Here is a 13923-nt window from a genome sequence, read left to right on the forward strand (position 1 = left end):
CGCTGGGCAGGGCCTGTGCAGCGCGGTGCCGCGGAGTGCCGCGCGCGTGACTCAGGGGAGCAGCCCGGCCCGCCGCGCCTTGGCCACGGCGGCGTGGCGGGTCGAGGCGTCGAGCTTGGACATCGCCGTGCCGAGATACGCCTTGACGGTGCCCTCGCGAAGGCCGAGCTGCCCGCCGATCTCCGCATTCGTCGCGCCGAGGGCGGCGCAGGCGAGCACATCGGTCTCGCGGCGGGAGAGATGAACCGTCGGGATCGGCCCGGTGCCGGTGGAGACCGCGTCGTCCGCGAGCATCACGAGGCGCTGCTCCACCTGTGCGATGCGCGCCCGAAGATCCGCATCATCGACGGATGCCGCGATGCTGCGAAGCTCGGCGAAGCTCTCCCGCAGCTCTTCGCGATGGCGCGGGGGGACGGATGCGGACGACGGCGTGACCGAGCGAAGGCGACGTTCCACCTCGTCGCGAACTCGGAGCTCCTCTGCGACGGACTGTGCGACCTGCATCGCCGGCGCCGTGGTCACGCCGCCGACGGGTGTCCGGTCCCAGGCCCCCGCGTACAGGACTCCTCGGGGACGGCCGCTCACGACGATCGGCAGGGCCAGCAGAGTCCTGAGGCCCTCGCCGAGCACGAACACGTCGTAGTCGTGCGTGATCTGCTGCGATGACCCGTAGTCGCTCGTCATGCGAGGGCGCAGCTCCATCATCGCCCGTCCGCCGAGACCGCGTTCGGGTCTGACGCGCAACCCGTCGAGGCTGTGCGTGCGGTTTCCGACGATGCTGGTGACGCTGACCACGCCCTCGTCGATCAGGCCGCCGAAGGCGACCGGGAACCGGGTGCGCTGCGCGAGCTCGCGCACTGCTCTGGCGACGAGCTCGGTCTCTGATTCCATCTCGGTCGATGTGCTCACGACTACCTACTTTCGGGGGTGACGGCGCTGTGTCCCCGTTTCGTAGCGTCGACCCTATCATTCGCCTGGCAATGCGGGGCGAGCCGCAGAACATGAGGCAAGGAGGCCCCATGACCGACCATTCGACGGCAGATTCGCCGGGAGCGATCGACTACATCGCTGTCGAGGAATCACCACGATTCCGCGAACTGAAGAAGACGCAGCGCTCATTCATCTTCCCGCTCGCGGCATTCTTCCTCATCTGGTATTTCGTCTACGTCCTGCTCGCCGCCTTCGCGACCGAATTCATGTCGCAGAGAGTGTGGGGAGATATCACCGTCGGGCTACTCATGGGGTTGGGACAATTCGTCACCACCTTCGCGATCACGATGGGGTACGTCGCATTCGCGAACCGGAGACTCGATCCGATAGCGACCGAGATCCGCGAAGAGCTCGAGAAGGCGCAGGCTGACGCATGAACCGCATTCACGCCGCCGCGGGGGAGATCGCGGTGGAGAGCAATCCTGTTCTCAACATCTCGATCTTCGTCGCCTTCGTGGCGGTGACACTGTTCATCGTCATCCGTGCGAGCCGGAACAACAAGACGGCGGCGGACTACTACGCCGCGGGCCGCTCGTTCACGGGGCCGCAGAACGGTTTCGCGATCGCCGGCGACTATCTGTCTGCGGCATCCTTCCTCGGAATCTGCGGTGCGATCGCGATCAACGGCTACGACGGATTCCTGTATTCGATCGGATTCCTCGTCGCCTGGCTCGTCGCACTGCTTCTCGTCGCCGAGCTGATGCGCAACACCGGCAAGTTCACGATGGCCGACGTCCTGTCGTTCCGACTGAAGCAGCGGCCAGTGCGCATGGCGGCCGCGATCACCACGCTCGCAGTGTGCTTCTTCTACCTGCTCGCGCAGATGGCGGGAGCCGGCGGGCTGGTCTCCCTGCTGCTCGGAATCGACGGCCGACTCGGTCAGTCGATCGTGATCGCCGTCGTCGGCGTGCTGATGATCGTCTACGTCCTCATCGGCGGCATGAAGGGCACGACCTGGGTGCAGATCGTCAAGGCGTTCCTGCTCATCGGCGGTGCGATCGCGATGACGATCTGGGTGCTGGCGATCAACGGATTCAGCCTCAACACGCTGCTCGAGGCGGCTGTGGCGAATTCCGACAAGGGCGACGCGATCCTCGCGCCGGGACTGCAGTACGGAGCGAACCCCTGGGACTTCGTCTCTCTCGGCATGGCTCTCGTGCTCGGAACGGCGGGGCTCCCGCACGTGCTGATGCGCTTCTACACGGTCCCCACCGCCAAGGAGGCTCGTCGTTCGGTGGTGTGGGCGATCTGGCTGATCGGCGGCTTCTACCTGCTGACGCTGGTGCTCGGCTACGGAGCAGGCGCGCTCGTCGGCGCGGACGTGATCGCGGCGGCACCCGGCGGGCCGAACTCGGCGGCGCCGCTGCTCGCCCTGTATCTCGGCGGGCCGGTCCTCCTCGGGTTCATCTCGGCCGTCGCCTTCGCGACCATCCTCGCGGTGGTGGCCGGACTCACGATCACGGCAGCAGCCTCGTTCGCGCACGACATCTATGCGAACGTGATCCAGAAGGGGAAGAAGGACTCGGCCGGAAACCCCGTCGAGCCGGATCCCAACGGCGAGGTGCGCGTCGCACGCCGAACGGTGGTCGTGATCGGCATCCTCGCGATCGTCGGTGGCATCGGTGCGCAGGGGCAGAACATCGCCTTCCTGGTGGCGCTCGCGTTCGCGGTCGCCGCCTCGGCGAATCTGCCGACGATCCTCTACTCGCTGTTCTGGCGACGGTTCAACACCCGCGGTGCGGTCTGGAGCATGTACGGCGGCCTCGCCGCGGCGATCATCCTGATCATCCTGTCGCCGGTGTTCTCCGGGTCGCCGACCTCGATGATCCCCGGGATCGACATCGTGCTGTGGCCGATGAACAATCCGGGAATCGTGTCGATCCCGCTCGGCTTCTTCCTCGGCTGGCTCGGGACGGTCACGAGCCGGACCAAGGAGTCGCCGCTCCTGGCGGCCGAGATGGAAGTGCGCTCGCTCACCGGTTTCGGGGCCGAGAAGGCCGTCGACCACTGAGCGGCCGATGACGCGAACGGGGACCCCGACGGCCTACTCGTCGGGGTCCCCGTGTGCGGTCAGCCGTGCGACTCGAGGTCGAGAAGGAACCTCTTGCGCTCGGGATGCGCGCCGTACTGACCCGTCGTGCCATCCGACCGCACCACGCGGTGGACGGGGACGACGATGGAGAAGGGACTGAGACGGCAGGCGGTGCCGACGGCCCGCGCGGCACCGGGGCGCCCGGCCAGCACCGCGACGTCCCCGTAGCTGATCGTCTCTCCCCATTCGATGGTGGTGATGGTCTGCAGCGCCGTGCGCGCGAACCCGTCGATGAGGCGCCAGTCGAGCGCCAGGTGATCGTGGAATCGCACCGGCGATCCACCGAAGTACGCGTCGAGGAGTTCGGTGACCTCGTCTGCCGCACCGGGGTCGGGTTCCGGGACGGCCCGGAGCTGGCTCGCGACGTTCTCGAGGAGCCAGGGAACCGATGGATCATTCGACTCCGAGAGGTCGAATCGGACGAGCCCCTCGTCGGAGAACACCGCGAGGGCGTCGCCGAACGGAGTCGGTGCGAAGTCATAGCGGAAGGTCATGCCTCCATACTGACCGGAGCGGGGGCGCGGCAGTGTCCCCACGAGCGCGACCGGGGGAGACCGCACCGACTCGTCGCTCGGGTGCAGAAGCAGTCCGCAGGGTCGTCGCTCCGCCCTCGAGCGGGCGGAAATACGGTGAAACCCGCCCGGGATACCGCCTGCGGGGCGAGGCGCGCTTAGTGTGTGAGGTGTGTGGCGACGTGAAGGCAAGGCTGCGGATGACGCAGCGACCGATGCCGCAGTGACCCTCGGCGAATCGCACGAGCCGGTCTCCGGTATCGGCATCGCGCATGCGGCAGAGGCCGAGCGCACTCGGCTGCGTGCGGAAGCTGCTGACCTCGGCGGTTCATCGCCGCTCGTGAACTTCCGCGACACGGTCGAATCCAGCATCGACATCTCGAAGGCCCACCCCGGCAGTCTTCCCCAGTTCATCACCGGCAAATCGACCCTGCTGTCGAACCTCTACCGCGACGAGGTCGGTCTGCGCACTGCGAGGCTCGCCGCCGAGCGGATCACCGCGAAGAACACCGAGCTGCGCACCGTTCGCGGCATCGAGGCGGTGCACCTCGCAGTCGGCGTCGCCGGCTGGCGCATCGGCGGGGCGGATTTCTCGGCGCCCGTGCTGCTTCGCCCCCTCGCCATCCGTCGGCACCACTCCGACTTCGAACTCAAGCTGCAGGGCGCGTTCGAGGTGAACCCCGAGCTCGTGCGCATCGCGCGTGAGCACTTCGGCATCACGATCGACGCCGCGGCTCTCGCCTCCCTCGCCTACGACGGCGGGATCTTCAAGCCGCAGCCCGTGATCGACAGCCTTCGGGCCACGACGCGGTCGATCGACACCTTCACGGTGCTGCCGCGGCTCGTGGTCTCGACCTTCGCCGATGTCGGCGGTGCCATGTCCCGCGACGGCGGGAGTCTGGACCACGTCGTGCTCAACGCTCTGGCCGGTCACGTCGGTGACCGCGAGCAGGTCTCGGCCCGCCGACCCGCGCCGCACCACACCGGACCGGACGACCGGGCGCCGGCATCCGACAATCTGCTGCTCGATGCGGATGCCGAGCAGGAGGCGCTCCTCGCCAGGATCGCCGCCGGACATTCGCTGACCGTCGCGACGCTCCCCGGCACAGGCGGCACACAGACCGTGATCAACGCGCTCGGCGAACTCGTGCGGGCCGGCAAGAGGGTGCTCGTCGTCTCGGCGCGACGGTCGACCCTCGACGGCGTGCGGCACCGTCTTGCGGGCATCGGCCTCGACAGCCTGGCGGTATCGCCCGCGAACGTGCGTCGGGACCTCGTCCGCGCGATCGGCCGGAACGAGAAGGCGACGGCTCCGAAGGTCAGCGACGTCGATGACGCTCTCGTGCGTCTCCGCACGGTGCTCAGGGATTATCGCAGCGCTCTCACCGCTCCGGTCGCGGGGACGAACTCGTCGGTGCTCGACGCCACCAGGCATCTCACGAGGCTCGCCTCCCTGCCCACCCCGCCGTCGACCACGGCGCGACTCAGCGCCGAGACCCTCCGCCGTCTCGCTGACGATCGCACGTCGGCGGCAGCGGCGCTCGCGCAGGCCGCGCGCCTCGGCGAGTTCCGCTTCGGACCCGACGACTCGCCCTGGTACGGAGTCACGTTCTCGAGCACCGAGGCTGCGAAGTCGGCGCACCAGCTGGCAGCGCGTCTGCACTCCGACAGCGTGCCGGCCCTCCTCGAGCGCGGGTATGCCCTCATCGCCCAGACGCATATGCGCCCGTTCTCGACGATCGACGAGCTCGGTGAGTACCTGCGGCTGCTGCAGGGCATCCGCGACTCTCTCGACCGGTTCAGCCCCACCGTCTTCGAGCGTCCGCTGGGCGAGCTCATCCAGGCTCACGGATCGCGCCGCGACGCGCCCGCGATGTCCGGGGCGAACCGGCGTCGGCTGCGTCGCCTCGCCAAGGAGTACGTGCGCCCGGGCGTCCATGTCACCGAGATGCACGAGTCGCTGCTGCGCATCCAGGCGCAGCGCACCCAGTGGCAGCGGTTCGTGGAAGCCGGGGTTGCGCCCGAGGTTCCACTCGGGCTCGCCGACGTCCACTCCTCGTGGCAGCGCGTCACGGCTGAGCTCGCCGAGCTCGATGTCGCGCTCGGCCGCAGGGAACCGCTGTCGACGCTCCCCGTCGCCCGCCTCGTGCGCACTCTCGCCGGTCTCGCGGCGAAGTCCGACGTCTTCGACAACCTCGTGGAGCGCGCGCAGCTGCGCGATAGGCTGGCCGACCTCGGTCTCGAGCCGCTGCTCGCGGAGCTGTCCGTTCGCCACGTCGCCGAGTCGCGTGTGGGTGACGAGCTGGAGTTCGCCTGGTGGCAGACACTGCTGGAACGGGCTCTGCAGGAGGATCGAGCGCTGCTCGGTGCGAACACGGCGGTGGTCGACCGGCTCGAGCGGGACTTCCGTCTCGTCGACGAGGCGCACGCCGCGATGGCCGGTCCGTTGCTCGCCTGGCAGCTCGCGAACCAGTGGAAGATCGCCATCGTCGATGAGCCGCAGGAGTCGCAGAACCTGAGGCGTGCACTGAAGCAGCCGGCGACGACGACAGCCGAGATCGTGAGCTCCGCGCCCACCCTCGTCGGCGTGCTCGCGCCGGTCTGGATCTCGTCTCCCTACCTCGTGCCGCAGATCCCCGACTCCGTCGAGTTCGACACGGTGCTCCTCGTCGATGCGGCCGCGATCAACCTCGCCGAAGCGGCCCCGGCGATCCGCCGTGCCCGTCAGGTCGTCGCATTCGGCGACCCGGTCACCCAGCTTCCGACAGCGTTCCACGTCGCCGTGGACCCCGGCCCCGAATGGGAGCACGAGGTGCCCTTCGACTCCGTGTCGGTGTTCGAGCGCCTGTCCGAGCTGCTTCCCGTGATGACCCTCACGCGCAGCTACCGCGCGGGCGGCGAGGACCTCGCAGAGCTCATCAACGACGCGTTCTACGGCGGCGAGATCGTCTCGCTGCCCTGGGCGGGCTCGTACCTGGGTCGCGGCAGCCTCACCGTCGACTACGTCGAAGGCGGCACCGGCGCACCCGACCCCGTGTCGGGTGCGGTGGAGAGCCCCGAGGCAGAGGTCGCACGCGTCGTCACGCTGGTCGTGGAGCACGCCGTGCATCGCCCGGACGAGTCGCTCATGGTGGTCACCGCGAGCAGGCGTCACGCCGAGCGCGTGAGGGCCGCCGTCACCTCGGCATTCGCCGGGCGCTCCGACGTCGCCGACTTCGTCGGTCGCGACACGGCCGAGCCCTTCGCGGTGCTCACCCTCGAGGAGTCCGTGGCTGAGAGCCGCGACCGGGTGATCTTCTCACTCGGCTACGGCCTGACCAAGCACGGCCGAGTGCTCAGCGACTTCGGCGACCTGTCCACGCCGGATGGCGAGCGGCTGCTGACGGTCGGGATGACCCGCGCCCGCCGGTCCATGGTGATCGTCTCGTCGATCCGCCCCTCGTCGTTCGACGACGGCCGCCTCGAGTTCGGCGCCGCCACCCTGATGTCGATCCTCGGCGGCCTCGCCACCCGAGGACGCGACGCACGCCTGGAGGATCTCGCCGACCCGCTGACGCTCGCCCTCGCACGAGAGCTTCGCCGTCTCGGCGCAGCGGTCGACGTCGACTACCGCGGTCTGCTGCCGCTCGTCGCACAGCACAACGGCAAGGCCGTCGTCATCGAGTCCGACCCGGAGTCTCGTGGCGAGTCACTGCGCGAGGCCCTGCGGCTGCGCCCGAACGTGCTTCGCCGCCTCGGGTGGCATTACGTGCGCGTGCACGCCTTCGACCTCTACAGCGACCCCGTCACGGCGGCCACGCGCATCGCGGGAGTCTTGGGAATCTCGGCATCCGCGGCTCGAGCCGACAACGACACGCAGCCGATCGATCTCACCGACCCGCAGAATGACTGATCAGCCGGACTCCGGTGCCCCGCGGCAGAAGGTCGTGCGGGTCGCCGGATCGCGGCGTGCCCGGCTGACTCCCGTGCCGGGCACCGACACGGACCCGGATCGGGTCGTCCGGGAACCTCAGCGGACGACGGGCCCGAAGGGGCCCAACGACGACCGCCTGATGCAGGACGTGCCCCCGCACTACTGAGCACCGGCGGCTCAGGCGTGTTCGGGAGACGACGAAGCGCACGGCCCGAATCGGACCGTGCGCTTCGCGGTGCGGACTGCGAGTCAGCTGCGCGGCTTGTTACCGGCGAGCAGGTCGCGGATCTCGACGAGCAGCTCCGCCTCGGTGGCGGCCGCCGGCTCTTCTTCCGGCTGCTCGGCCGCGGTGCCCTTGCGAGCTTCGACGTGGGCCTTGAACGTGTTCATCGGCAGCACGAAGACGAAGTACACCACCAGAGCGACCGAGAGGAAGCTGATGATCGCCGAGATGAGATCGCCGATGGGGAACGTGACGGTATCTCCGTAGATGCTCTGCACCTGCGGTCCGAAGTTGCCCGTCGCATCCGCCTTGAAGAACAGCGAGACGAGCGGGGTGATGATGCTGTTCACCACGGCGGTGACGATCGCCGTGAACGCGGTGCCGATGACGACCGCGACCGCGAGGTCGATCACGTTGCCGCGGAGGATGAAGTCCTTGAAACCTTTGAGCATGGATGCCTCCGGGGAGTCGATGGGGTCAGGAAGAAGAGGTGCTGGTCGACGCGGGGGCCGGGGTCGTGGTCTTGGCCGGCTCCGCCTTCGATGATGCCGGGGCGGATGCGGAAGAGCCGGAGCCCGCTCGCGAGTCGGTGCGATAGAAGCCGGATCCGTTGAAGGTCACGCCGATGGATCCGTACTGCTTGCGCAGCTCGTCGCCGCATTCGGGGCAGACGGTGAGGGCGTCGTCGGAGAAGCTCTGCACGGCGTCGAAGGCGTGACCGCACGAACGGCAGGCATAGGCATAGGTGGGCATTGCGATCCTCGCGGGTCAGCGTCGCGTGGGCGACAGGTGGAGGGTCTGCGTGGGAGTCACGACGCCGGTGACCGGCTGGTCGTGAACCTCCCTCGGCAGGAAGTCGAGTACCTCGGAATCATAGATGACTGCGTAGACCGGAGGGCACTTCTCCATCGAACCGATGGTCTTGTCGAAGTAGCCGCGCCCCCAGCCCATGCGCATCCCGGTGCGGTCGACGGCCGCGGCGGGGATCACCATCAGGTCGACATCATTGACGGCGATCGGACCGAGCACCTCGCCGGTCGGCTCGGGAAGCCCGAAGAGGCCTTCCGCGACGTCGTCGTCATCGGTCGCCACGGCCCAGTCGAGAAGGCCGTCGGCCCGTGTCACAGGAAGCAGGACCCGGATGCCGCGGCGCACCGCGCCGGTGACGAACTCCCGGGTGCCCGGCTCGGTCGTGGTCGAGAGGAAGCATGAGATCGACCGGGCGCCGAGCGCGTCGACCAGCTCATCGAGGCGCTGCGTGATGGCGGATGCCGCGGCCTCCCGCTGCGAGTCGCTCAGCAGCTGGCGGCGTTCGCGGAGCTCGGCGCGAAGCGCGCGCTTCTCATGCTCTACGTCGTGGGACATGGCTCCGAGTCTACGGCGGCATCCCCACTAGGCTGGGTGGATGGGTATACGGAAGATGAAGGCTGTCATTCCTGCTGCCGGTCTGGGAACGCGTTTCCTGCCGGCGACGAAGGCGATGCCGAAGGAGATGCTGCCGGTCGTCGACAAGCCGGCGATCCAGTACGTCGTCGAAGAGGCCGCCAGCGCCGGGATCGATGACATCCTCGTCATCATCGGCCGCAACAAGAACGCGATCTCCAACCACTTCGACTCGGTCCCCGAGCTCGAGGTCAAGCTGATGGAGAAGGGCGACACGGGGCGTCTCGAGCGCGTCATCCATTCGAGCGACCTCGCCGACATCCACTTCGTCCGTCAGGGTGAGCCCAAGGGACTCGGTCACGCGGTGCTGCGTGCCCGCACGCACGTCGGCGACAGCTCCTTCGCCGTGCTCCTCGGCGACGACCTCATCGACGAGCGCGACCAGCTGCTCACCGAGATGATCGCCGAGCACGAACGCAGCGGCGCTGCGGTGATCGCCCTCATGGAGGTCGACCCCGCGAGCATCCACATGTACGGCGCCGCCGCCGTCGAGGAGATCGAGGGATCGGATGCCGTGCGCGTCACCGACCTCGTCGAGAAGCCCGCACCCGAGGACGCGCCGTCGAACCTGGCGATCATCGGCCGTTACGTCCTGCCCGCCTCGATCTTCGAGGTGCTCGAGCGCACCGAACCCGGCAAGGGCGGCGAGATCCAGCTGACCGACGCGCTGCAGGAGCTGGCCACCAGTGCCGACGGCCCCGGTGTGGTGGGCGTCATCTTCCGTGGACGCCGGTACGACACCGGCGACCGCGTCGACTACATCAAGGCGATCGTCCAGCTCGCCTCCGACCGCGACGACCTCGGCCCCGAGCTGCGGCCGTGGCTCAAGGAGTTCGCGGAACGCCTCTAGGCGTCGACGCGGCGTCGGGAGCGCGCGGATGGATCAGGCGACGGGGATGCGGCATGGTCCCATCGAGCTGCGCCTCGTGCGCTCTCGGGACGCGAGGGCTCTTCAGCACGAGCTGTTGAGCAATCGCTCCTGGCTGCAGCCGTGGGAGGCCACCGTCCCGTACGGCTCGGTCTCGTTCGACATGCGACTCAGCATCCGACGTCTGCTGCAGCAGTACCGCGACGGCGCGGGCTATCCGTTCGTCATGGAGTACGAGGGCGAGATCGCCGGGCAGCTCAACGTGTGGGGAGTCGCCAGGGGGTCGTTGTGCTCGGCGACCATCGGGTACTGGGTGAGCGAGCGCTTCGCCGGCAAGGGCATCACGCCCACAGCCGTCGCGCTCGCGACCGATGCCTGCTTCACGGAGTATGCGCTGCACCGCATGGAGATCTGCATCCGGCCCGAGAACGTCGCGAGCCTGAGGGTCGTGCAGAAGCTCGGCTTCCGCTACGAGGGGCTGCGTCGCCGTTACATCCACATCGACGGCGACTGGCGGGATCACTACGCGTTCGCCCTCACTCGCGAGGATGTGCCGCAGGGCGTGCTGGCCCGGTGGCTGAACGGCGAGGTGCCTCCGGACGCCGCGACGATCCCGCCGTCGGACCGTTTCGCGCTCTGACACGCCGCTGACTTCAGAACTCCTCGCGACACACGCTCCGACTGAGCGTCGTGACCAGCGATGTTCCCGTACCGTTGTCGACATGGACGGGCCGGTGCTGAGCGGGGGAGTGATAGTCCTCGTCGCTGTGCTCCTGTGGATGCTCTACCTGCTGCCCTCCTGGCGTGGGCGCTTCCAGTACGACGCCGCGGAGCGCAACGCCGTCAGACTGAACCAGGCCCTTCGGGTGCTGGCCGAGACCAGCGAGACCCCCGGCGAGGTCCGTCTCGAACTCAACGCGCGGACTGCCCTCGCGCAGCAGAAGCTCGCGAAGCGCCTGCAGTCCGAGAAGGAAGCCGCTGAGCTCATGAAGCTCCGCGAAGAGCTGGCTGCCACGAGGGCTGATCCCGTCATGCGACAGGCCCGCGCGCGTCGCCGCGTGCGCATCGTCGCCACCTCGACCCTGCTTCTCGGTCTCGTCGTCACCGGGCTCGGCGTGTGGCAGCTAATCGCGCTTCAGGCGCAGCTGCTGCTCTGGGTCGGCGGGTCGATCATCGTCGTCGCCGGCTTCGCCCTGCAGCGGATGTCGGCTGTCGCCGCCCGCGCCGCCCGGCGTTCGGTGCGCGTCGTCGAGCAGCCCGTGCAGAGGGCAGAGCCCGAACTGCACGATCAGGGCCCGGCGACATGGACCCCGCGTCCGCTGCCCGAGCCGCTGGTGTCGGTCGCAGGCTCGCGCGCGCAGGTGGCGAGAGCGGAGCTGGATGCGCAGGAGAAGCGCCGCGCTGCGGCTCGTCTCGCCGAGCTTCGTGAGCGAGCGGAGCGCATGGCGCCCGCCGCACCCGTGCAGATTCCGGCGGCCGCGCAGGCCGCCGCGTCTCCGTTCGCGAAGATGGGATACGTCGACGACGCGGAGATCGAGGCGCACGTGCGCGACCTCCTCGCGAAGCGTGCAGCGGGCTGACCTCGCGGCACGAGAGGGTCTTCGAGCGTGATAGCGTAGAAGACGTCAGGGCCTATGGCGCAGTTGGTAGCGCGCCTCGTTCGCATCGAGGAGGTCAGGGGTTCGAATCCCCTTAGGTCCACCGACGAGAAAGACCCCCGAGCATCGCTCGGGGGTCTTTCTTCTGTCTACTGTGCGCGTGCGCGGAGACGGCGACCGATCGCGTGGTCGCAGAGGGCGGCGGCACCCGCGCCCACCGCGTAGGCGACGAGGTCGCGCGCATCGAATCCGACGCCCAGGACGAGTCGCACCGGCCAGAAGGCCTCGGACCAGATCGCCGGCAGACCGGTGAGCTGGAAGCACTCGATCAGCATGCACAGCGCCGCGGCGCTCGCACCCACGATCCAGACCGGGGCTCGTGGGAGCACGATCGCGATGACGACGTAGATCATCACCGCATAGAGGACGTCGCCGAGTGCGTCCGCGATCGGACCACGACCGACGACGTGTGTGACGAGACCGGCCGCGACCACCAGGACGGCGATGACGACCAGTGCCCGGCGACGCGCACTGACGTGCGCGTCGCCGCGTGTGACCGACTGCATCCGTCGCTCCCGCTGTCTCGCCTACTTCCGGTTCGCGCGGTAGTAGGAGAGCAGCGCCTTCGTGGAGGCGTCCTGCGCGTCGATGGCCGCCTCGTCCCCGCCGATGGCCGGAGCGATCTGCATCGCGAGCTGCTTGCCCAGCTCGACGCCCCACTGGTCGAACGAGTTGATGCCCCAGATCGTGCCCTGCGTGAACGTGATGTGCTCGTACAGGGCGATCAGCTGACCGAGCACCTGCGGTGTCAGCGCGGGTGCGAAGATCGAGGTCGTCGGGCGGTTGCCGGCGAACGTGCGTGCCGCGACGAGCGCTCCGGTGGTTCCCTCGGCCTCGACCTCTGCGGCGGTCTTGCCGAAGGCCAGAGCCTTCGTCTGCGCGAGGAAGTTCGCCAGGAACAGCTCGTGCACGTCCTGCCCGCCGTCGGTCAGAGGGTAGGCCGGGTTCACGAACGCGATGAAGTCGGCCGGAATCAGCCGGGTGCCCTGATGGATGAGCTGGTAGAACGCGTGCTGGCCGTTTGTTCCGGGCTCTCCCCAGAACACCTCGCCGGTGTCGGTGGTGACCGGGGTGCCGTCCCAGCGGACCGACTTGCCGTTGGACTCCATCGTCAGCTGCTGCAGGTAGGCCGGGAACCGGCTCAGCTGCTGTGCGTAGGGCAGCACCGCATGCGACTGCGCGCCGTGGAAGTTGACGTACCAGACGTTGAGCAGACCCATCAGCACCGGGACGTTGCGCTCGAGAGGCGTAGTGCGCACGTGCTCGTCGACCGCATGGAAGCCGGCCAGCAGATCGCGGAAGGTGTCGGGTCCGAGCGCGATCGCGAGCGACAGGCCGATCGCGGAGTCGACCGAGTAGCGGCCGCCGACCCAGTCCCAGAATCCGAAGGCGTTCGCCGGATCGATCCCGAAGGCCGCGACCTTGTCGAGCGCGGTCGACACCGCCACGAAGTGGTGCGCGACGGCGTCGGTGCGGGCGTCCTCGTCGTCGGAGATGGCTCCCGAGGCCTGGAGTCCGGCCCACAGCCAATCGCGCGCCAGGCGGGCGTTGGTGAGCGTCTCGAGGGTGGTGAAGGTCTTGGACGCGACGATGAAGAGGGTCGTCTCGGGGTCGAGGTCCGCGGTCTTCTGCGCGAGGTCGGTGGGATCGATGTTCGACACGAACCGCGCCTCGATCCCGGCATCCGCATAGGGCTTGAGCGCCTCGTAGACCATGACGGGCCCGAGGTCGGAGCCGCCGATGCCGACATTGACGACGTGGGTGACGCGCTTTCCGGTGATGCCGAGCCACTCTCCGGAGCGAACTCTGGTGGCGAAAGTGCTGAGTGCGTCGAGCACGGCCTGCACGTCGGCATCCACGTCCTGTCCGTCGACGACGAGCGCGGGGGAGGAGTCGGCCGGTCGACGCAGTGCCGTGTGCAGCACGGCGCGGTCCTCGGACGTGTTGAGGTGGCTTCCCTGGAGCATCGCGGCGTATCGCTCGGCGACTCCCGTCTGCTCGGCGAGGCGCAGAAGCGCTGCGAGAACGTCGTCGGTGACGAGGTTCTTCGACAGGTCGACGTGGAGGTCTGCGAGCGGGAACGAGAATCGCTCCGCACGGTCGGCATCGGCGGCGAACCAGCCTCGCAGATCGGCGGTGATCGACTCGCGCAGCGCGGCGAGTTCGGACCAGGCGGGAGTGAGTGTCGGATCAACAGGAGCGGTCATGGATCCACGGTACTGCC

Annotated in this window: 14 protein-coding genes and 1 tRNA gene; 8 read left to right on the forward strand and 7 right to left on the reverse strand. The window is 68.5% G+C overall.

Annotated features, from left to right (window positions below):
• Positions 1-51: 51 nt before the first annotated feature.
• Complete coding sequence (locus ACIPV5_RS16475) at positions 52-909, reverse strand: LuxR C-terminal-related transcriptional regulator (protein ID WP_053097217.1); 858 nt, start codon at positions 907-909, stop codon at positions 52-54.
• Between the two features lie 110 nt (positions 910-1019).
• On the opposite strand from ACIPV5_RS16475, the gene ACIPV5_RS16480 reads away from it, so the two are divergent.
• On the forward strand, positions 1020-1367 hold the full coding sequence (locus ACIPV5_RS16480) for a DUF485 domain-containing protein (protein ID WP_400341940.1): 348 nt from the start codon (positions 1020-1022) through the stop codon (positions 1365-1367).
• Positions 1364-3001: a cation acetate symporter gene (locus tag ACIPV5_RS16485; protein WP_056279927.1), complete on the forward strand. Its 1638-nt coding sequence runs from the start codon at positions 1364-1366 to the stop codon at positions 2999-3001. Before ACIPV5_RS16480 ends, ACIPV5_RS16485 begins: the two co-directional genes overlap by 4 nt.
• A gap of 59 nt (positions 3002-3060) precedes the next feature.
• Here the strand turns inward: ACIPV5_RS16485 and ACIPV5_RS16490 are convergent, their stop codons facing one another.
• Positions 3061-3576 carry a methylated-DNA--[protein]-cysteine S-methyltransferase gene (locus ACIPV5_RS16490; protein ID WP_400341942.1) on the reverse strand — a complete coding sequence of 172 codons (516 nt, stop codon included), beginning with the start codon at positions 3574-3576 and terminating at the stop codon, positions 3061-3063.
• 190 nt (positions 3577-3766) lie between these two features.
• Between ACIPV5_RS16490 and ACIPV5_RS16495 the strand changes: the two genes are divergently transcribed.
• Both ACIPV5_RS16495 and ACIPV5_RS16500 read left to right on the forward strand, forming a co-directional pair.
• Positions 3767-7486 carry an AAA family ATPase gene (locus tag ACIPV5_RS16495; RefSeq protein WP_400341944.1) on the forward strand — a complete coding sequence of 1240 codons (3720 nt, stop codon included), beginning with the start codon at positions 3767-3769 and terminating at the stop codon, positions 7484-7486.
• Positions 7479-7673: a hypothetical protein gene (locus tag ACIPV5_RS16500; RefSeq protein WP_053097209.1), complete on the forward strand. Its 195-nt coding sequence runs from the start codon at positions 7479-7481 to the stop codon at positions 7671-7673. The genes ACIPV5_RS16495 and ACIPV5_RS16500 overlap by 8 nt, the downstream gene beginning before the upstream one ends.
• Before the next feature lie 83 nt (positions 7674-7756).
• On the opposite strand, the gene mscL is transcribed toward ACIPV5_RS16500, so the two are convergent.
• Genes mscL through ACIPV5_RS16515 form a run of 3 tightly spaced genes read right to left on the reverse strand, consistent with a single transcriptional unit; the run spans position 7757 to position 9095 of the window.
• Positions 7757-8182, reverse strand: a complete 426-nt coding sequence (mscL, locus tag ACIPV5_RS16505; protein ID WP_053097207.1) for a large conductance mechanosensitive channel protein MscL — start codon at positions 8180-8182, stop codon at positions 7757-7759.
• A 25-nt stretch (positions 8183-8207) separates the two neighbouring features.
• Positions 8208-8483 carry an FmdB family zinc ribbon protein gene (locus tag ACIPV5_RS16510; RefSeq protein ID WP_400341946.1) on the reverse strand — a complete coding sequence of 92 codons (276 nt, stop codon included), beginning with the start codon at positions 8481-8483 and terminating at the stop codon, positions 8208-8210.
• Between the two features lie 15 nt (positions 8484-8498).
• The gene (locus ACIPV5_RS16515) at positions 8499-9095 is read right to left on the reverse strand and encodes a 5-formyltetrahydrofolate cyclo-ligase (protein ID WP_053097203.1); all 597 of its coding nucleotides are present in this window, start codon (positions 9093-9095) and stop codon (positions 8499-8501) included.
• A gap of 40 nt (positions 9096-9135) precedes the next feature.
• Between ACIPV5_RS16515 and galU the strand changes: the two genes are divergently transcribed.
• From galU to ACIPV5_RS16535, 4 genes are all read left to right on the forward strand, one after another.
• Positions 9136-10023: a UTP--glucose-1-phosphate uridylyltransferase GalU gene (gene galU / locus ACIPV5_RS16520; protein WP_400341947.1), complete on the forward strand. Its 888-nt coding sequence runs from the start codon at positions 9136-9138 to the stop codon at positions 10021-10023.
• A 46-nt stretch (positions 10024-10069) separates the two neighbouring features.
• Positions 10070-10681: a GNAT family N-acetyltransferase gene (locus tag ACIPV5_RS16525; RefSeq protein ID WP_053099195.1), complete on the forward strand. Its 612-nt coding sequence runs from the start codon at positions 10070-10072 to the stop codon at positions 10679-10681.
• 82 nt (positions 10682-10763) lie between these two features.
• Positions 10764-11621 carry a hypothetical protein gene (locus ACIPV5_RS16530; RefSeq protein ID WP_053097199.1) on the forward strand — a complete coding sequence of 286 codons (858 nt, stop codon included), beginning with the start codon at positions 10764-10766 and terminating at the stop codon, positions 11619-11621.
• A gap of 48 nt (positions 11622-11669) precedes the next feature.
• Positions 11670-11742 (forward strand) — tRNA-Ala (locus tag ACIPV5_RS16535).
• Between the two features lie 46 nt (positions 11743-11788).
• Here ACIPV5_RS16535 and ACIPV5_RS16540 read toward each other — a convergent pair.
• Both ACIPV5_RS16540 and pgi read right to left on the reverse strand, forming a co-directional pair.
• Entirely contained in the window at positions 11789-12205 is a 417-nt protein-coding gene (locus ACIPV5_RS16540) for a DUF2809 domain-containing protein (RefSeq protein ID WP_372984222.1), read from the reverse strand.
• A 21-nt stretch (positions 12206-12226) separates the two neighbouring features.
• Positions 12227-13906 carry a glucose-6-phosphate isomerase gene (pgi, locus tag ACIPV5_RS16545; RefSeq protein WP_400341949.1) on the reverse strand — a complete coding sequence of 560 codons (1680 nt, stop codon included), beginning with the start codon at positions 13904-13906 and terminating at the stop codon, positions 12227-12229.
• Between the last annotated feature and the right edge of the window lie 17 nt (positions 13907-13923).

Source organism: Microbacterium sp. NPDC090014, from assembly GCF_044748285.1.
Classification (GTDB): Bacteria; Actinomycetota; Actinomycetes; order Actinomycetales; family Microbacteriaceae; genus Microbacterium.

Bases quoted from the DNA above. Each gene is read 5' to 3' on its own strand.
- ACIPV5_RS16525 (WP_053099195.1), top strand. From the start codon at position 10,070: ATGCGGCATGGTCCCATCGAGCTGCGCCTCGTGCGCTCTCGGGACGCG.
- pgi (WP_400341949.1), bottom strand. From the start codon at position 13,906: ATGACCGCTCCTGTTGATCCGACACTCACTCCCGCCTGGTCCGAACTC.
- ACIPV5_RS16490 (WP_400341942.1), bottom strand. From the start codon at position 3,576: ATGACCTTCCGCTATGACTTCGCACCGACTCCGTTCGGCGACGCCCTC.
- ACIPV5_RS16480 (WP_400341940.1), top strand. From the start codon at position 1,020: ATGACCGACCATTCGACGGCAGATTCGCCGGGAGCGATCGACTACATC.
- ACIPV5_RS16515 (WP_053097203.1), bottom strand. From the start codon at position 9,095: ATGTCCCACGACGTAGAGCATGAGAAGCGCGCGCTTCGCGCCGAGCTC.
- ACIPV5_RS16500 (WP_053097209.1), top strand. From the start codon at position 7,479: ATGACTGATCAGCCGGACTCCGGTGCCCCGCGGCAGAAGGTCGTGCGG.
- galU (WP_400341947.1), top strand. From the start codon at position 9,136: ATGGGTATACGGAAGATGAAGGCTGTCATTCCTGCTGCCGGTCTGGGA.
- ACIPV5_RS16530 (WP_053097199.1), top strand. From the start codon at position 10,764: ATGGACGGGCCGGTGCTGAGCGGGGGAGTGATAGTCCTCGTCGCTGTG.
- ACIPV5_RS16540 (WP_372984222.1), bottom strand. From the start codon at position 12,205: ATGCAGTCGGTCACACGCGGCGACGCGCACGTCAGTGCGCGTCGCCGG.
- mscL (WP_053097207.1), bottom strand. From the start codon at position 8,182: ATGCTCAAAGGTTTCAAGGACTTCATCCTCCGCGGCAACGTGATCGAC.
- ACIPV5_RS16510 (WP_400341946.1), bottom strand. From the start codon at position 8,483: ATGCCCACCTATGCCTATGCCTGCCGTTCGTGCGGTCACGCCTTCGAC.
- ACIPV5_RS16485 (WP_056279927.1), top strand. From the start codon at position 1,364: ATGAACCGCATTCACGCCGCCGCGGGGGAGATCGCGGTGGAGAGCAAT.